At 75.0% G+C, this 16,389-nt stretch carries 18 protein-coding genes; 9 read left to right on the forward strand and 9 right to left on the reverse strand.

What is annotated here, in order from left to right:
- Nucleotide 1: 1 nt before the first annotated feature.
- Both PH191_RS26255 and PH191_RS26260 read right to left on the reverse strand, forming a co-directional pair.
- Entirely contained in the window at nucleotides 2-1,432 is a 1,431-nt protein-coding gene (locus tag PH191_RS26255) for an MFS transporter (protein WP_274197580.1), read from the reverse strand.
- 5 nt (nucleotides 1,433-1,437) lie between these two features.
- Nucleotides 1,438-1,809: a DUF3099 domain-containing protein gene (locus PH191_RS26260; protein WP_274197581.1), complete on the reverse strand. Its 372-nt coding sequence runs from the start codon at nucleotides 1,807-1,809 to the stop codon at nucleotides 1,438-1,440.
- Nucleotides 1,810-2,050: 241 nt separating this feature from the next.
- On the opposite strand from PH191_RS26260, the gene PH191_RS26265 reads away from it, so the two are divergent.
- Nucleotides 2,051-3,094 carry an oxygenase MpaB family protein gene (locus PH191_RS26265; RefSeq protein WP_274197582.1) on the forward strand — a complete coding sequence of 348 codons (1,044 nt, stop codon included), beginning with the start codon at nucleotides 2,051-2,053 and terminating at the stop codon, nucleotides 3,092-3,094.
- A gap of 7 nt (nucleotides 3,095-3,101) precedes the next feature.
- On the opposite strand, the gene PH191_RS26270 is transcribed toward PH191_RS26265, so the two are convergent.
- Complete coding sequence (locus PH191_RS26270) at nucleotides 3,102-4,259, reverse strand: TetR/AcrR family transcriptional regulator (protein ID WP_274197583.1); 1,158 nt, start codon at nucleotides 4,257-4,259, stop codon at nucleotides 3,102-3,104.
- Complete coding sequence (locus PH191_RS26275; RefSeq protein WP_274197584.1) at nucleotides 4,256-5,116, reverse strand: enoyl-CoA hydratase/isomerase family protein; 861 nt, start codon at nucleotides 5,114-5,116, stop codon at nucleotides 4,256-4,258. Before PH191_RS26275 ends, PH191_RS26270 begins: the two co-directional genes overlap by 4 nt.
- Nucleotides 5,117-5,295: 179 nt before the next feature.
- On the opposite strand from PH191_RS26275, the gene PH191_RS26280 reads away from it, so the two are divergent.
- A complete protein-coding gene (locus PH191_RS26280; RefSeq protein ID WP_274197585.1) occupies nucleotides 5,296-6,885 on the forward strand; it encodes an acyl-CoA synthetase in 1,590 nt (529 codons plus the stop codon).
- 40 nt (nucleotides 6,886-6,925) lie between these two features.
- Here PH191_RS26280 and PH191_RS26285 read toward each other — a convergent pair whose 3' ends face one another.
- A complete protein-coding gene (locus tag PH191_RS26285; protein ID WP_274197586.1) occupies nucleotides 6,926-8,101 on the reverse strand; it encodes a serine hydrolase domain-containing protein in 1,176 nt (391 codons plus the stop codon).
- Between the two features lie 134 nt (nucleotides 8,102-8,235).
- On the opposite strand from PH191_RS26285, the gene PH191_RS26290 reads away from it, so the two are divergent.
- Nucleotides 8,236-8,874 (forward strand): LysE family translocator, encoded by a 639-nt coding sequence (locus tag PH191_RS26290; RefSeq protein WP_274197587.1) that lies wholly within the window; start codon nucleotides 8,236-8,238, stop codon nucleotides 8,872-8,874.
- On the opposite strand, the gene PH191_RS26295 is transcribed toward PH191_RS26290, so the two are convergent.
- Nucleotides 8,871-8,996 carry a hypothetical protein gene (locus PH191_RS26295; RefSeq protein WP_274197588.1) on the reverse strand — a complete coding sequence of 42 codons (126 nt, stop codon included), beginning with the start codon at nucleotides 8,994-8,996 and terminating at the stop codon, nucleotides 8,871-8,873. The genes PH191_RS26290 and PH191_RS26295 overlap by 4 nt on opposite strands.
- 18 nt (nucleotides 8,997-9,014) lie before the next feature.
- Here PH191_RS26295 and PH191_RS26300 point away from each other — a divergent pair, with 18 nt between their 5' ends.
- The gene (locus tag PH191_RS26300; RefSeq protein WP_274197589.1) at nucleotides 9,015-9,164 is read left to right on the forward strand and encodes a hypothetical protein; all 150 of its coding nucleotides are present in this window, start codon (nucleotides 9,015-9,017) and stop codon (nucleotides 9,162-9,164) included.
- A gap of 4 nt (nucleotides 9,165-9,168) precedes the next feature.
- Here PH191_RS26300 and PH191_RS26305 read toward each other — a convergent pair whose 3' ends face one another.
- The gene (locus PH191_RS26305) at nucleotides 9,169-10,452 is read right to left on the reverse strand and encodes an RNA polymerase sigma factor (RefSeq protein WP_274197590.1); all 1,284 of its coding nucleotides are present in this window, start codon (nucleotides 10,450-10,452) and stop codon (nucleotides 9,169-9,171) included.
- A 15-nt stretch (nucleotides 10,453-10,467) separates the two neighbouring features.
- Complete coding sequence (locus tag PH191_RS26310) at nucleotides 10,468-10,887, reverse strand: YciI family protein (protein ID WP_274197591.1); 420 nt, start codon at nucleotides 10,885-10,887, stop codon at nucleotides 10,468-10,470.
- 215 nt (nucleotides 10,888-11,102) lie between these two features.
- Between PH191_RS26310 and PH191_RS26315 the strand changes: the two genes are divergently transcribed.
- The 4 genes from PH191_RS26315 (at nucleotide 11,103) to PH191_RS26330 (ending at nucleotide 14,898) form a co-directional block, all read left to right on the forward strand.
- Nucleotides 11,103-13,205, forward strand: coding sequence for a GAF domain-containing SpoIIE family protein phosphatase (locus tag PH191_RS26315; RefSeq protein ID WP_274197592.1), 2,103 nt, complete (start codon nucleotides 11,103-11,105; stop codon nucleotides 13,203-13,205).
- Nucleotides 13,202-13,546 (forward strand): STAS domain-containing protein, encoded by a 345-nt coding sequence (locus PH191_RS26320; protein WP_274197593.1) that lies wholly within the window; start codon nucleotides 13,202-13,204, stop codon nucleotides 13,544-13,546. Before PH191_RS26315 ends, PH191_RS26320 begins: the two co-directional genes overlap by 4 nt.
- Nucleotides 13,543-14,496: an ATP-binding protein gene (locus PH191_RS26325; RefSeq protein ID WP_274197594.1), complete on the forward strand. Its 954-nt coding sequence runs from the start codon at nucleotides 13,543-13,545 to the stop codon at nucleotides 14,494-14,496. Before PH191_RS26320 ends, PH191_RS26325 begins: the two co-directional genes overlap by 4 nt.
- 228 nt (nucleotides 14,497-14,724) lie before the next feature.
- On the forward strand, nucleotides 14,725-14,898 hold the full coding sequence (locus PH191_RS26330; protein ID WP_274188562.1) for a hypothetical protein: 174 nt from the start codon (nucleotides 14,725-14,727) through the stop codon (nucleotides 14,896-14,898).
- Nucleotides 14,899-14,950: 52 nt separating this feature from the next.
- Here PH191_RS26330 and PH191_RS26335 read toward each other — a convergent pair whose 3' ends face one another.
- A complete protein-coding gene (locus tag PH191_RS26335; RefSeq protein WP_274197595.1) occupies nucleotides 14,951-15,289 on the reverse strand; it encodes a hypothetical protein in 339 nt (112 codons plus the stop codon).
- 251 nt (nucleotides 15,290-15,540) lie between these two features.
- Here PH191_RS26335 and PH191_RS26340 point away from each other — a divergent pair, with 251 nt between their 5' ends.
- Nucleotides 15,541-16,272: a TetR/AcrR family transcriptional regulator gene (locus PH191_RS26340; protein WP_274197596.1), complete on the forward strand. Its 732-nt coding sequence runs from the start codon at nucleotides 15,541-15,543 to the stop codon at nucleotides 16,270-16,272.
- Nucleotides 16,273-16,389: the final 117 nt, after the last annotated feature.

A 16,389-nucleotide genomic window follows, 5' to 3' on the forward strand; every position in this document is an offset into this window, starting at 1 on the left:
GCTACGCGCGGTCCGGGACGCCGCGCGCGGCGGGGCGGGCGGCGAGGGCACCGACGACCGCGACGACGGCGAACGTCGCGAAGAGCCAGCCCGCCGAGGCGAGCGGGTCGGCGCCCCCGAGGGCGAGGCTCGCACCGCCCAGCGCCGTGCCGACGGAGGTGGCGAGCATCTGCACGGTCGTCACCGCGGCGGACGCCTTGTCGGCCTCGCTCTCGTCGGGGCCCGCACCGGCGGCGGTGTCGAGATCGGGGTCGTCGTCGGCACCCCCGATCGCGGCGGCGGCGAGGTGCGGCCAGGCCGTCCCGATGCCGATCCCGCCCGCGGCGAGTCCGGCGGCCCAGAGCACTGGGCCCCAGGTCCCGGCGGCGCGCGGGCCGTCGAGCACGAGCAGGGTGACCGCGACGACGAGGATCCCGGCCGCGAGGAGCGCCGGGCCGAGGAGCACCCGGCGCCGCGGCCGCCGGCCGGAGGCGCTGACGATCTCGCCGGCGACCCACCCGGCGCCGAGGGCGACGCCGAGGAACCCGGCGGCGACCGGCGCGAGGCCGGCGACGCGCTGCCCGACCAGCGGCACGAACGCCTCGAGCCCGGCGACCCCGACGAGCACGGCGCTCAGCCCGTAGATCCAGGGCAGCGCCGAGCCCGGGCGGAACGTCGCTCGGGGCAGGACGGCGGCGGGGGTGCGCCGCTCGTGGCGCAGGAACAGCACGATCAGCACCGCGGCGGCGGCGAGGCCGGCGCCCGCCACGCGTACGTCCGCGGCCAGGCCCGCGACGCTGAGGACCGCCGCGGCGGCGCCGACGTAGAGCACCGAGCCGAGCGGGAACGGGCCCGGCGCGATCCGGGCGCGGGTGCGGTGCAGGGCCGAGGGCACGATCGCGGCGATCGCCAGGGCGGCGACGACGAGCACGCCGAACGCCCAACGCCACTGCCCCGCCCCGGCGAGGACGCCACCGAGCCCGGGGCCGACCACCAGCGCGACGCCCCACATCGTGGCGATCACCGCGCTGCCCCGCGTCCAGAGCGTGCGCGGCAGCGAGACGCGGATGAGGGCGTAGCCCATGCCGGCGAGCAACCCGCCGCCGACGCCCTGCAGGAGCCGGCCCACGAGGAACACGGCCATCGAGGGGGCGAGCGCCCCGACAAGCGCACCGGCGGCGAACACCCCGAGCGCGACGAGGTAGGCGCGCGCGGCCGGCACGGTCGCGAGGACCCTGCTGACCAGCGCCGACGTGACCACGGCGGCGAGCAGGAACACCGTGGTGGGCCAGGCGTAGAACGCCTCGCCGCCGATCTCGGCGACTGCGGACGGCATGAGGCTCGCGGTGATGTAGGTGTCCACCGCGAACATCAGCGTGCCGCCCGAGAGCACCGCCATCGCCCCGCGGTGCTCCCGGGCCACCAGCTGGGCCCAGGACCCCGCGCCGGCCATCGGGCTCAGGCCGCCCGGTCCGTCGGGACGTCGATGACGACGCCCGTCCCGAGCGCCTTCGTCTCACGGGTCTCCAGGACGCGGTCCGGGCGGTAGCGGGCGATCTTCTCGGCCTTGCGCGGCGGCCCGTCGTTGGCGATGAGCACCGCCACCCAGGGCAGCGGCACCGACAGGACGACGATCACGGCGGCCGCGATGCTCCACCCGAAGCCGAGGGCCAGCACGCCTGCCAGGACGAGGCACGGGATGCGCAGGGACATGATGAGCGAGTAGCGGCGCCTGCGGGCGGCGAACTCCGCCGCGGGCGAGACGGCCGCGCCGGTGATGAGGACCGGGCTGGCTGGGCTGCTGCCGACTGGGCTGTGGTGACGTCGCACGACGCACTCCCTCTCCGGACCCCGATGTCCGGTGACGTCCGGCCGTCGATCTCGGTGCGATGTCGGGCCGGCACCAGGATCAACACCGCCACGGGCCGCACGCATCCGCCCGTCCGGCCCGGCCCACGGTGGGTCCGGTCACCCGTGGCGGTGATTCCCCCGAAGCTGGTCGGACATGAGGTATGGCCTACTTCAGGTAACTGTTACCTTCTGTTGCAGATCACCATCGGAGGGAGTCGACATGGGTGTCGTGCGGCGGTCGGGGCGCGGGACAACGCAGCACGCCGACTACGGGTTCTTCGGGCCGGAGTCGGTGACCTGGAAGGTGTGGTCCTACCCGACGTCCCTGGCTCTCGGCTTCCTGCGCGCCGTGGTGGTCGAGGAGCTCGACCCGTTCCTGCTCGCGTCGGTCGCGCAGTCCGGGCAGGTCCAGGCCCGCCCCCGCCTGCGCTACGACCGCACGATGCAGTACTTCGCGACGGTGAAGTTCGGCGACACCGCCTCCGTCCTCGCGGCCGCGGACACCCTCATGAAGATTCACGCGCGAGCGATCGGCACCGACCCGGTCACCGGGCGCCCGTTCGACGCCAACGACCCCGACTCGCAGCTGTGGATCCACCTCACCGCGTGGCACTCGATCCTCTACACCTACGAGGTGTTCGGGCCCGGGAAGCTCCCCGCGCACGAGGAGGAGCAGTACTGGGAGGAGTGCGCCCGCGCGGCGGAGTTCCAGACCATCGACCCCGCCGACGTGCCGCGCACCCGCGAGGGCATCCGCGCCTACTTCGAAGCCTACCGTCCGCGGCTGATCGCCTCCGAGGTCGCCCAGGGGATGATGGACTTCCTGCTCGACGCCGACACGATCGTGCTGCCGCCCGAGCTGCCGGCGCCGCTGCGGCGGCTGTTCACCGCGGCGACCCGGCGCGCCGTGATCGCCACGCTGCCCCGGTGGATGCGCCGCCTCGGTGGGACGCCGCAGCCCGCCGTCGTCGACGCCCTCGCGGTCGCGGTGACCCGCCCGGCCATCCGCCTGCTCGCGGCCAGCACCACCCTGCAGCTCGCACTGCTGAAGGTCGCGTCGCCGCGGACGGTGCCGGTGCTGGAGCCGGTGCTGCGCGGGACCCCCGCGGTCGCCCCGGTCGTGTCGAGCCCCGCCGAGGCCTACGCCGCGCACGGGCCGACGCCGCGCGAGCAGTACGCCGCGCTGCTCGCCGCCCGCGCCCGGAAGGAGGGCCCCGCGCCCTACCCGCCGGCCCACCGCGAGCCGGTGCTGGACTTCGCCTGAGTGCTCGCTACCCCTCCGCCGCCAGCACCGCCTCGGCGAGGGCGGCGATCCGCGCCCGGACGCCGGGCTGCACGGCGAGGTGGGGGACGCGGGTCAGGCCGTTGATCAGCGCGAGCGCGGCGTGGACGAGCACCCGGGCCTCGGGTGCCGGGAGCCCGGGCCGCGCGGAGGTCAGGAGCGCGACCCACTCGGCGACGTAGTCGCGCTGCGAGCGCCGCAGTTCGTCGCGGCTCGGGGCGGGCAGGTGGATGACCTGCGAGACGAGGACGCTGACGATCTCGGGGTTGTCGGCGACGAAGGCCATGTAGTCGGCAGCCAGCCGCGCCACGGCGTCCGGGGCGTCCCGCGCCCGCCCGAGCGCGTGGTGCAGGCCCAGCCAGAGCGCCTCGTTCCCGCGGTGCAGGGTGTGGAGCAGGAGATCGGGCTTCGTCGTGAAGTGCCGGTAGACGCTCGGCCCGGCGATGCCGGCCGCGGCGCCGATGTCCCCGAGGCCGACCGCCGGGTAGCCGCGCTCGCCGAAGAGCCGCGTCGCCGCCGCGAGCAGGGCCTCGCGACGGGAGGCCGGCGCGAGCACCGCCGGCCGCGCCGGGTCCGCCGAGGGCCCGGTCGCCGACGGCAGGGGCGTCGCGAGCACGGCCCGCGCCGCGCCCGCCAGCAGGGGCCGGAAGCGCGCGTCGTCGAGCTCGTAGCGGTGGTGCGACGGGCTGTCGACCACTGCCAGCGCGGCCCACGCGCGCAGGTCGGCCGTCGCCGGGTCGGGCTCGGCGCAGCGCGCGGCGACGACGCCCGCCACCGCCCGCAGGCGGTGGCGGATGGCGCGGCGCGCCTCCTCGGGCAGGTGCCCGGACTCCCGCTCCCAGAGCAGGCCGAACTCGCGGCGCTCCAGGGTCAGGGCGGCGAGGCCGTCGACGAGATCCGCACCTGCTGGCTCCGCGACCAGGCGCTCGATGCGCGTCAGGTGCTCGTCCAGGATGGCGAGCAGCAGCTCCTCCTTGCCGCGGACGTGGCGGTACAGCGCGCTCGGCGCGATCCCCACCGCCGTCGCGACGTCCGCCATCCCGACCTGGTGGTAGCCCAGCGACCAGAACCGGGCCGCCGCCGCGGCGAGGATCTGCCGGCGACGGTCCCGGGGCCGCCGGCGCACCGGCGCGGCCGGTGACGTCACCGCTCGTCCCCGGGCACCCGCGGGGCGAAGCGCGGACGGCGGCGCTCGAGGAACGAGGTGACGCCCTCCACGCAGTCCGGCTCCCGGATCAGCTCGACGATCGTCCGGCTCTCCGCCTCGGACGCGGCCCCGGCGTCGGCGGGCGCGGCGCGCAGCAGCGCCTTGGTGGCCGCGACCGCCGTCGGCGACGTGCGGGCGGCGATCGTCCCGGCCCATTCCTGCGCCCACGCGAGCAGGTCATCCCGGGTCGTGGTCGAGGCGAGGAAGCCCGCGGCCTCGGCCTCGCGGGCGTCGACGAGGCGCCCGGAGAGCAGCCAGTCCGCCGCCCGGCCGGCGCCCACGACGCGCGGGAGGTGGTAGGTCGAGGCGCCCTCGGGGCAGACGCCGAGCCGCGTGAACGGGAACCCGATGCGGGTCTCGGGGGTCGCGACTCGCACGTCGGCGCCGAGCGCGACGGTCGCGCCGCCGCCCACCGCGTCGCCGCCCAGCGCCGCCACGACCGGCACGTCGAGCCGGGCCATCGCCGCCGTCACGCGGCCCGCCGGTTCGCGGTAGCCGGGCCGGTCGGCGCCGTCGGCGTCGAGGAGGTCCCGGAGCGCCTCCGGCCCGCGGGTGAGGTCCGCGCCGACGCTGAACGCGTCACCGGCCCCGGTGAGGACCACGGCCCGCACCTGCGCGTCGGCCCGGCAGGCGGCGAGCGCCCCGAGGAGGGCGTCCGCGAAGCCCGAGGTCAGCGCGTTGCGGGGCGGCCGGTCGAGGACGAGCGTCGCGACGCCGCCGTCGAGCGCGACCCGCACGACGCCGTCCTCCTCGCCGTCACGCGATGTGAACGACGATTCGCGCGCGGTGAGGGTCACGCGACGGGCCGTTCCGTGAGCGTGATGACGCGCGCGCCGGCGATCGCGCCCGTCGACAGCAGGCCACCGGAGGTGATGTGCCCTCGTCCCATGCCGCTCCTCCCGCCCGAAACGGACACTTCCCCACCTCAGCGTGACGTGGTTCACTGACGCCGCCAGCTAATCACGGTTCACATCGCGTGGGCAACGACCCGGCCTGCACCGACACCGAGGACCCGGCCATGGAGATCACCCAGGCGCTGCACCGCGCCGCCCAGCAGACCCCCGACCTGCCCGCGACGATCGCGGGCGAGCGCGTCCGCACCTGGGCGGAGTGCCTCGATCGCGTGGCCCGTCTCGCCGGCGCGCTGCACGCACTCGGGGTGGGCCCGGGCGACCGCGTCGCGATGCTCTCGCTGAACTCCGACCGCTATCACGAGTACCTGTTCGCGGTGCCGTGGGCGGGCGGCGTCGTCACGCCGGTGAACATCCGCTGGAGCCCCGCGGAGATCGCGTTCTCGCTGGAGGACGCGGGCGCGACGATCCTGCTCGTCGACGACACGTTCGTCCCGGCCGTGCCCGCGGTCCTGGCGGCCGCGCCGGTCGTCCGCACCGTCGTCCACTGCGGCGACGGCGACGTGCCCGAGGGGATGGTGTCGTTCGAGGCGCTCGTCGCCGGGCACGAGCCGGTGCCGGACGCCCGCCGCGGCGGCGCCGAGCCCTACGGCGTCTACTACACCGGCGGCACGACGGGCACGCCCAAGGGCGTCGTGCTCAGCCACGCGAACCTGCTCGCCTCGGCGCTGGGCACGGCGGCCTCCGGCTCGTTCATGACCCCGGGCGGGCGCCTCCTGCACGCCGCGCCGATGTTCCACCTCGCCGACGGCGCCGCGTGGGTGGCGCGCAACGTCGTGGGCGGCACCCACGTGATCGTCCCGATGTTCACGCCGGCCGGGGTGGCCGACGCGATGGCCCGCCACGAGGTCACCGACGTCCTGCTCGTCCCCACGATGATCCAGATGCTGGTCGACGCCCCGGAGGCCGCCGAGGCCGACCTGACCCACCTGCGGAACCTCATCTACGGCGCGTCGCCGATCTCCGAGGCCGTCCTCGAGCGCGCCGCGAAGCGCCTGCCCGCCGCCGAGTTCACGCAGGCCTACGGGATGACCGAGCTCTCGCCGGTGGCGACGCTGCTCTCCCCCGCCGACCACGCCGTCGACCGGCTGCGGCGCTCGGCCGGGCGGGCCGCCCCGCACAGCGAGGTGCGGATCGTCGACGAGGAGGACCGCGAGGTCCCGCGCGGCACGGTCGGCGAGATCGTCTGCCGCGGCCCGCACGTCATGCTCGGCTACTGGAACCGCCCCGAGGAGACCGCGACGGCGCTGCGCGGCGGCTGGATGCACACCGGGGACGGCGGACGGATGGACGACGAGGGCTACGTCTACGTCGTCGACCGGATCAAGGACATGATCGTCTCCGGCGGCGAGAACGTGTACTCGGTCGAGGTCGAGAACGCGCTGGCCAAGCACCCGGACGTCGCCTCGTGCGCGGTGATCGGCGTGCCCGACGACGAGTGGGGCGAGCGCGTGCACGCCGTGGTCGTGCCGGCCGCGGGCGCCACGCCCTCCGCCGACGCGCTCCGTGAGCACGTCAAGAGCCTGATCGCCGGCTACAAGGCGCCCCGCACCGTCGAGCTCCGCGACGCCCTGCCGATCTCCGGCGCCGGCAAGATCCTCAAGCGCGAGCTGCGCGCCGAGCACTGGCAGGCGGGCGACCGCGGGGTCTCCTGACCCCCCCCCGAGACCCGGAGACCCCGCGGCCGGGCCGGCCTCAGAGCGCGGCGTACAGGGCGCCCTCGAAGTCCTGGTAGAGCTTCCAGGCCTCGTGCTCGGGGATGAAGGGCAGCGAGTTGGTGTAGATCGACGCGCACACACCGCTCGTGCGGTCGATGAAGAAGTGGGTGTTCAGCAGGCCCGCCCAGGCACCGGTCCAGGCGCGCCGGGCGCCGGGGATGTCGCGGGTGTTGAGCAGCAGCCCGTAGCCCCAGGTCCAGCCCTCGCCCAGCTTCAGGGTGTCGGTGATGGCCGGGTCCGCCGTCGCGATCTCGGTGGGCATCGGCACGCCGTCGAGCTGGTCGCTGAACGCCGCGTCCACCGTCTCCGGGCGCAGGATGCGCACGCCGTCGAGCTCCCCGCCGCGCAGCAGCGCCCGCTCGAAGCGGATGTAGTCGCGCGGGGTGGAGTGCAGGCCGTGCCCGCCCGCCCACCACTGCGGGTCGTCGGGCAGCACGTTGCCGGCCGAGCTCCAGGTGCCGTCCTCGCCCTTGACGTGCACCGGTGTCTTGTTCGCCCGACGGGCGTCGTCGAGGGCGAACATCGTGTCGTCCATCCCGAGCGGGCCGGTGACGCCCTCCTTGATGACGACGTCGAGCGTCGTCCCGGCGACGGCCTCGACGACGCGGCCGAGCCAGTCGGTGTTGATCCCGTACTCGAACCGCGTGCCGGGGTCGGCCACCAGGGGCGCCCGGAAGGCGGCCATGTCGCCGGGCACGACGTTGGGGAGGCCGGTGACCTGCTCGTACTTCACGATGTCGGCGTTCCAGAACCAGTACGACAGCCCCGACGTGTGGGTCAGCAGGTGCCGGACCGTGGCCCGGGAGCGGGGCGCACGGAGCCGGGGCGTGTCGCCGTCGAAGCCGTCGAGGACCTGGAGGTCGTCGAACTCCTCCACGTACTCCGCAACCGGGGCCGCGAGGTCCAGCTCGCCGCGCTCGACCTGCTGCAGCGCCACGGTCGTGGCGACCATCTTGGTCATCGACATGATCCGGAACTGCGTCGTGGTCGACACCGGCACCGGCCCGCCCTCGCCGAGGTGCACCCCGGCCGCGCCCTCGTAGAACACGCCGTCGGCGTCGGCGGCGATGGCCACCGCATGGGGCACCGCCCCGTCGTCGACCGCTTTCTGCAGCACCGCGTCGATGCCGGAGCCGTCGATCGTCGTGGACATGAGACCTCCGTGGAGCGGGTGACCGGGAGATCAGGTCTAGCACAGTGTGGTGCGGGACACAGCTGTCCGAGGTGCCGCGGACCGCGCGCCGAAACCCCTCGACGCCGGGGTCCGCGTGCCCGACGCTCGGGCTCGTGTCCGACCGTCTCCTCGCGTTCCTCGTCGCCGCGGTGGTCTTCATCGCGATCCCCGGGCCCAGCGTCGTGTTCGCGATCGGGCGGGCCCTCGTGGCCGGGCGGCGTCGCGCCGTCTGCTCGGTGGTGGGCAACTCCGCCGGGGTCGCCGTGCAGGTGGTCGCGGTCGCCGTCGGTCTCGGCGCGGTGCTCGAGCGCTCCGCGCTGGCGTTCACGGTCGTCAAGCTCGCCGGGGCGGCCTACCTGATCGCGCTCGGCCTGCTGGCGATCCGGCACCGCCACCGGACCAGCGGCGCGCTCACCGGCCCGGAACCCGCGGCCCTGCCCACGTGGTGGCGCTGCCTCGTCGACGGTGTCGTCGTCGGCGTGCTGAACCCCAAGAGCGCGCTCTTCTTCGTCGCGTTCCTGCCGCAGTTCGCGGACCCGGCGGGGGCGATCGGCACCCAGATCCTCCTGCTCGGCCTGGCCGTTGCAGGGATCGGCCTGGTGCTCGACAGCGTCTGGGCCCTGTCCGCCGGCACGGCCCGCGCCTGGTTCGCGCGCTCGCCCCGGCGCCTCGCCGCCCTCGGCACCGCCGGCGGCGTGTCGATGGTCGGCCTCGGCGTCGGTCTCGCGACGACGTCCCGGGCGACGGGCTAGCCCTCCCCGGCGGCGATCCCGGACGCCGCACGTCCGGTGACCGTCAGGCCGTCGGGCGGTGCTGGCGTCGACTCCGAGCCCGCGGGGTCGACGGTCGACGACGTGTCGGGGTCGACGAGCACGACGTCGGCGTCGCCGTCATGGGGTTCATCGTGTCGTCCACCGGGACGTTCACCAGCGGCTTCGTCCTCATGAGCGCGCTCGCCGCGATCGGTGCCCTGCTGATGCTGTTCGCCACCCGCGAGCCGGCGCGGCGGGAGACCCCGACCCGGTCGGTGGAAGAGGTCTGACGGATCAGTCCAGGTCCGCGAGCTTGCGGCGCAGCAGCGCCCGCTCGCGCTCGTTGCCGCACAGTTCGACGGCGCGCGCCAGCTCCCGGCGCGCGTCGTCGCGGCGTCCCAGGCGGGTCAGCAGCTCCCCGCGGACGCTCGGGAGCAGGTGCGAGCCGGCGAGGGCCGCGGCGCTCACGAGCTCGTCGACGATCGGCAGCGCCGCCCCCGGCCCCTCGGCCATGGACACCGCGACCGACCGGTTCAGCTCGATCACCGGGGACGGCGCGAGTCGCCCGAGGGCCTCGTAGAGGAGCACGACGCGCGGCCAGTCGGTCGCGTCGACCGACGCCGCCACCGCGTGGCACTCCGCGATCGCGGCCTGCAGGCCGTAGTAGCCGAGGCCCCGCCCCGCCGCCTCGGCCTGCGCGAGCGCCGCCCGGCCCCGCCCGATCGCGGCCCGGTCCCAGCGACGCCGGTCCTGGTGCTCGAGCAGCACTGGCTCGCCGTCCGGGTCGGTCCGGGCGGGGAAGCGCGCCGCGGTCAGCTCGAGCAGCGCCACCAGCGCGTGGACCTCCGGCTCGTCGGGCGCGAGCCGGGCGAGCACGCGGGCGAGGCGCCGCGCCTCGCCCGCCAGGTCGAGCCGCACCAGCTGGTCCCCGGAGGTCGCCGAGGAGCCCTCGGTGAAGATCAGGTAGATGACGCTGAGCACGGTGCCGAGACGCTCGACGCGCTCCGCGGCCGGCGGCACCCCGAAGGGCACGCGGGCTGCCGCGAGCGTCTTCTTCGCCCGCGTGATCCTGGCCTGCACCGTGGCGGTCGGGACGAGGAACGCCCGGGCGATCTCGTCGCTCGTGAGGCCGCCGACCACCCGCAGCGTCAGCGCCACCCGCGCCTCCCGCGACAGCACCGGGTGGCACGAGATGAAGATCAGCGCGAGGACGTCGTCGTCGATCTGGTCCGGGTCCCACAGCACGTCCTCGACCTCCCCCGGGTCGGTGGGCGCGGCGCCGGCGACCGCGCCGCCCTCCCCCAGGTCGCGGGCGAGGGCGGCGTACCGGTCGTCGAGGGCCGAGCGGCGACGGAACGCGTCGATCGCCCGGCGACGCCCCGCCGTGAGCAGCCACGCCGCCGGGCTGTCGGGCACCCCGTCGCGAGGCCAGGTGACGAGGGCCGCGGCCAGGGCCTCCTGGGCCAGGTCCTCGGCCAGCGCGAAGTCGCCGGTGTAGCGCGCGAGCGCACCGACGATCCGCGCGGAGTCGATCCGCCAGACGGCGGCGACGGCCTCACGGGTCGCGGCGTCGTCCATGTCGGGGTCCGGGGCTCAGAGCTGGCCCGTGGCCTCGCGCCAGGCCCGCTCCTTCTGGATCCACTCGTTGTCCTGCGGGAACTCGTCGATCGTCGGGACACGGCGGACCTCGGTCTTGAAGCCCTTCCCGGTGCCCGGGAGGCGCTTCGCCCACTCGACGGCCTCCTCCTTGGACGACACGTTGAGGAGGTAGAAGCCGCCGAACAGCTCCTTCGTCTCCCCGTAGGGGCCGTCGCTGACCACCGGCGGCTCGGAGGAGTGGTCGACGACCACGCCGTCCGAGGCGTCGTCGAGCCCCTCGGCGGCGAGCAGCACGCCGGCCCGGATCAGCTCGTCGTTGAACCGGCCCATGAGTTCGAGCATCTCGGTCATGTCGACATCGGCCATCGCCGCGTAGGCCTCGTCGGTGGCCCGCATGATCAGCATGTACTTCATCGGTCTCTCCCCTGGTCGGCAGGGCCTCCGTCGGACCCTCTCACCCCTGGGTCGAACGCCGTCGGCACCGATCGACACGGGACGGGAGGAATTTTCGAGCCCACGTGACGATCACTCTTCGTCACCGATCAGGGCCCTGTGCGCCGGTCATCGTCCGCTATAGGGTCCTGCGGGTGAACATCGGCGCCGATGAGCTACTCCACGTAGTTCCCGGCGTGCTCGCCGTGACGTCCGGCGACGACCACGCCCTCGGGGCGTTGAGCCCGCTCGGCCGCGAGGTCCTGGGCTCGATCCGCCTCGACACCCCGCTGCGCGAGGCGCTGCCGGGATTCGTCGACGCCCTCGACACCGCGTACCTCTCCGGCGAGGCGAGTCGCGTCTCCCACGAGGAGGGGCGCGTCATCCGCTGCACGCCCCTCGGCGGCGGTCCCGGCCGCATCTCCGGGCTCCTGCTGCGCGTGGTCCCCGACGACGACGACCGCTCGCGCGCCCGGACCGCCGGGTTCCAGCAGCTGACCGAGCAGCTCTCCCGGGCCGCGACGCCCGCGGAGATCGGGCGCCTGACCACCACGACGGCCGCCGCGCTGATCGGGGCCGACTCCTGCATCGCCTACCGCCGCCCCGAGGGATCCGACGTCATGGAGGCCCTGCACCACCACGGCTGGCCGGGCGACACCCACCTGCTCTTCGCCCGGGTGCCGCTGCAGCGTGGACGACCGATGTCGGACGCGGTCCTGGGCCGCACCCCGGTGTGGCTGGAGGACGCCGGGCAGTGGCGTGCGCGCTATCCGGAGATGGCCTCGCTCGGGGTCTCCGAGGGCCACCAGGCCACGGCCTGCCTGCCGTTGCTCGTCGAGGACCGCGACCTCGGTGCCGTGGTCTTCAGCTTCTACCAGCCCCGGGCCTTCGACCCGTCCGAGCGGGAGTTCCTCATGGCCGCGGCCGCGCTGTGCGCCCAGGCGCTCGACCGCGCGCGGCTCTACACCGCCGAGCACGATGCGCGCGCCGCCGCCGAACGCGAGCGGGACCGCATGGCGTTCCTCGCGCAGGCGAGCCGTCTGATGGAGGCGCCGCTGTCGGTGGAGGAGCGCCTGCGCCAGCTCGGCGACCTCGTCGTCAAGGGCGTCGCCGACTGGTCCGCGGTGCACCTCGTCCGCGGGTCGCGCGTCGACCGGGTCACCGTCGCCCACCTCGACCCGGCCAAGATCGCGTTCATCGAGGAGCTCGAGCGTCGCTACCCGCCGGACCCGGACGCGCCCGGCGGCGCCATCGACGTCGCCCGCAGCGGGGTGCCGGTGGTCATGGAGGACGTGCCCGACGAGCTGCTCGTCGCGTCCGCGCGGGACGAGACGCACCTCGAGCTGCTCCGGGCGATCGGCCTGCGCTCGGCGATCGTCGTGCCGCTGCTGGTGCGCGGGCGCAGCCTGGGCGCCCTGACGCTCGTGCACGCGGAGTCCGGGGAGCGCTTCACCGAGGCGGACCTGACGTTCGTCGGCCAGCTCGCCGCCACCGCCGCGATCGCCCTCGACAACGCCGCCCTCTACGAGCAGCAGCGCATGGTCGCCCGCACCCTGCAGACGGCGCTGCTGCCCAGCGAGCTGCCCCACGTGCCGGGCGTCGAGTGCGCCGGCCGCTACCGGCCGCCGGACCCGGAGCTCACCGACGTCTACGTCGGCGGCGACCTCTACGACGTCCACGAGGACCCCGAGCGCGGTCGGTGGGCGCTCACCGTCGCCGACGTCTGCGGCAAGGGCCCGCAGGCCGCCGCGCTCACCTCGCTCATCCGGCACACCGTCCAGGCCGAGGTGCGTCACGGGTTCGGGCCCGCGGACGTCGTGCGCCGGGTCAACGCCGCCATGCTGCGCCACCAGGGCGGCTCCCGCGCCCGGTTCGCGACGATGGTCCACGGGGCCCTCACCGTCGACCCGGACGGGGTGACGATCACCCTCGTCAACGGCGGGCACCCACCGGGGATGGTCCTGCGGCACGCCCCGCCGGAGAGCGACGGCTCCGGTGACGACGTCGAGTGGCTCGACGTCCCCGGCACGCTCGTCGGCGTCTACCCCGACCCCGAGCTCGTCGAGGCCGACGTCCGGCTCGCGCCCGGCGACGCCCTGCTGCTCTACACCGACGGCGTCACGGAGGCCCGCGGACCCGACGGCTTCTTCGGTCCCGAGCGGCTGGGGTCGCTCGTGGCGTCCTTCGCCGGCACGTCGGCCGACACCGTCGCCGACGGCGTCCTCGACGCGGTCTCCGGGTTCCAGGACGGCAGGCTCCGCGACGACGTCGCCCTCCTCGTGATCCGGGCGGCGCCATGAGCGAGGACGCCGCCGTGCTGCGGGTGGCCCGCACGTCCCAGGACGGACGCGTGGAGCTCGCCCTGTCCGGGGAGCTCGACAACGACACCCTGCCGACCGCGCAGGACGAGGTGTCCGCGGCCGAGGCGGAGGCCCCGGCGGTGCTCGTGCTCGACCTCGCCGCGCTCGAGTACGTCGACTCCTGCGGGGTGCGCCTGGTGCTGCTGGCCCAGGGTGTCGCCGACGACGAGAACCGCCGCCTCGCGGTGCGTCTCGGACACGGTCAGACCCGGCGCATGTTCGACATGCTCGGGATCACCGACCGTCTCGAGGTCCTCGACCGGGAGGAATCGCCATCGTGAGCACGGCATCCGACCCCTTCCGCCACCTCGCGGTCTTCTTCCACGACGTCGACGGCCTCGTCGCGACGCTGGAGCCGATGCTCACCGAGGCGCTCACGCGGGGCGACCTCGTCTGGGCCGCCGTCGACGATCCCGCCCGCGGCGCCCTCGAACGCCGGCTCGGGAGTGCGGCGGACGACGTCGTCTTCGGCGAGCCGGCCCAGCCCTACAGCTACAGCGGGCAGACGACAGCCTCGCGCCGGGCCGACCGGCTCCGGGAGCTCACGGCGGACGGCCGCGCCGCACTCGTCCTCAGCGACAGCAGCACCGTGGGCGGGCCCGGGCCGCGCTCGTCGGCACCCGACTTCTGGAGCGTCGTCGACGCGAGCTGCAACCTCGCCCTGACCGGCCTGCCGGTGACGCTGGTCTGCCTCTGTGACGCGACCGGCGCCTCGGAGGACACCGAGCGCTACCTGTACTGGAACCACCCCGAGCTCTTCAACGGCTCCCACGCGAGCCCGAACCCGCGCTACCGCACCCCGGACCAGGTCCTCGCGTCCGTCCCGGCCCCGCCCGCGCCGCCGCTCGGGCCGCCGAACCACCTCGCGACGTTCGAGGGCGTCACGGCCCTGCGCGGCGTCCGCACGGCGACGCGGCGGCACGGCGAGGAGGCCGGGCTGAGCGACGAGCAGGTCGACGGGCTCGTCCTCGCGATCGGCGAGCTGGTGAGCAACAGCATCGAGCACGGTCCCGGCCGCGGCACGCTGTCCTGGTGGACCCGGCCCGGGCGGGTCGTCGCCCAGGTCCACGACACCGGGCACATGACCACCACGACCCCCGGGCTCCGGCGCCCCGACGTCCGCTCGGTCCGCGGACGCGGCGTCTGGCTCGCCCGGCAGCTCAGCGACGTGCTGCACTTCTGGACCGGCGTCGACGGCACCCACGTCCGCCTGGAGATCAGCGCCGCGTGACCCCGGGGTAAGCTCCGAGACGACCCGGCCCGGAGCACAGCTCCGGATGTCGCCTCTCGGGACGAATGAAGGGCAGCGAGCTCCTCGGCGCGACCACGCCGGTGCCCGACACCGAGGGAGCCTCATGACCGCCACGTCACCACACCGGAGCGCCGGTACGACCTCGCCCATCGCCCAGGACGGTGCCCAGTGAGAGCCGGACCGAAGTCCACGCCGACGACGAACCGTGTGACCGACGCCCACGAGGTGGCGCAGGCCGCGCACCAGAACGACCAGCGCACCGCCGCCCGCGTCGTCGCGTCCCACGCCACCGGCGTCGAGGACTGCACCGAGCTGCTCGGCATGCTCGGTCTCGGACGCGCCGTCGGGCTCCTCGTGGTCGACCCTCCGCCCCGACGCTGACCGCCACGACGCCGCCGTCGGGGGCGGCGTCGAAGCGCTGACCTGCGCGATCTCAGGCGGGCGCGGTCCCGATCGGCCGGGTCGGGAGCCAGCGCGGCACCGTCTGCCGGACCGGTTCCCGGCGCGGTGCCGGGACCGGCACGGGCGCCGCTCTCGGCGCCGGGACGGGCACGGGCACGGCCCGGTACGCCGTGGGCGGCGGGTAGCCGAAGCCCGACATCGCCGTCGGCTCACCCGACCATCCCCGCGCCATCGCGACGGCGTGGTGCCAGGCGCTCGCCGCCCAGGGCTCGCCGAGCTCTCCGAGGTCGGCCAACCCCGCCGGCGCCTGCGGCGCCCAGCGGGGCATGGACGCCCACGGGCCGGACCGGGGCGGCATCACGCGTTCCATGCCGCTGTGACGGTGCGGGGGCCCGGGGATGTTCCCGGGCACCGCGGACCCGTCGGACGGTCATTGCCACGCGCCGTAGCAACGTTCCCGGTCATCGCTAGGCCGAACGGGTGGCTAGGCCCTCCTCTACGGGCATGACCGTTCACCGAGAGGCACTTGCTTTCCACCGATGCGCCAGGGACCGGACGCGGCGGAGCGCTACCGTCAGGTTCTCCAGCGGTCTCGGGTGGAGCCGCAGGAGGGTGAGCGCGATGAACGCGGGTGTGACGACCTGGTGGGACGTCCCGGTCGTCGGGTGGTCCGACTCCGGCTCGTCGCCCCAGCAGCGGGGCCGGACGACCCGCCACGCCCTGCTGGTCGAGGCCGCGCGGGTGTTCGACGAGCGCGGCTACGACGCGGCCTCGCTCTCGGACATCCTCGCCGCGTCCGGGCGGACCAAGGGCGCCCTGTACTTCCACTTCCGCTCCAAGCAGCAGCTCGCCACCGTCCTCATGGACGAGGTCGTCGAGTCCTGGGCCGTGGTGCGCAGGATGATCGCGGAGCGCGGGCTCGACCCGTTGCGGACGCTGCTCGTCGAGACCGACGCCTACGTCGGCCGGTGGACCCACGACGTCGTCGTGCGGGGCGGGTGCCGGGCGATGGCCGGGGCCGCGGAGTTCGCCGACCGGCAACGCGCCTGGTACGGCCACTGGGCGCAGAGCACGGCCGCCCGCCTGCGGACCGCGCTCGAGCAGGGCCTGCTGCGCCCCGAGACCCAACCGGACCGGGTGAGCCGACTCGTGGTCGCGGCCGCGTCCGGCCACTACGCGTTCGCCGAGACGATCGTCGGCTCGCCCTCCTACTTCGAGCGCATGACCGACACCTGGCTCGGGATCCTGCCGGTCATCGCCTCCGAGTCGTGGCTCGCCGAGCTCCGCGACTCGGGCTGGGAGCACCGCCCCGCTCCCGATCCCGAGGCCTTCGCCCGGATCCGCGACGCCTAATGGGGCTCGCTGGGCCGGGTCTGCCAGGCTCGGCTGCGGTAGCGGCCGGCGGGTCAGCACTCGCGACGCCAGGGCGATGGTCAGCTCTACGCTCAGATCGTGCGCCCGCCGGTCGTG

The sequence above is a fragment of the Actinomycetospora callitridis genome (assembly GCF_028737265.1).
GTDB lineage: Bacteria > Actinomycetota > Actinomycetes > Mycobacteriales > Pseudonocardiaceae > Actinomycetospora > Actinomycetospora callitridis.

Bases quoted from the DNA above. Each gene is read 5' to 3' on its own strand.
- PH191_RS26310 (WP_274197591.1), bottom strand. From the start codon at position 10,887: ATGAAGTACATGCTGATCATGCGGGCCACCGACGAGGCCTACGCGGCG.
- PH191_RS26300 (WP_274197589.1), top strand. From the start codon at position 9,015: ATGGGGTTCATCGTGTCGTCCACCGGGACGTTCACCAGCGGCTTCGTC.
- PH191_RS26265 (WP_274197582.1), top strand. From the start codon at position 2,051: ATGGGTGTCGTGCGGCGGTCGGGGCGCGGGACAACGCAGCACGCCGAC.
- PH191_RS26305 (WP_274197590.1), bottom strand. From the start codon at position 10,452: ATGGACGACGCCGCGACCCGTGAGGCCGTCGCCGCCGTCTGGCGGATC.
- PH191_RS26285 (WP_274197586.1), bottom strand. From the start codon at position 8,101: ATGTCCACGACGATCGACGGCTCCGGCATCGACGCGGTGCTGCAGAAA.
- PH191_RS26340 (WP_274197596.1), top strand. From the start codon at position 15,541: ATGAACGCGGGTGTGACGACCTGGTGGGACGTCCCGGTCGTCGGGTGG.
- PH191_RS26255 (WP_274197580.1), bottom strand. From the start codon at position 1,432: ATGGCCGGCGCGGGGTCCTGGGCCCAGCTGGTGGCCCGGGAGCACCGC.
- PH191_RS26320 (WP_274197593.1), top strand. From the start codon at position 13,202: ATGAGCGAGGACGCCGCCGTGCTGCGGGTGGCCCGCACGTCCCAGGAC.
- PH191_RS26335 (WP_274197595.1), bottom strand. From the start codon at position 15,289: ATGGAACGCGTGATGCCGCCCCGGTCCGGCCCGTGGGCGTCCATGCCC.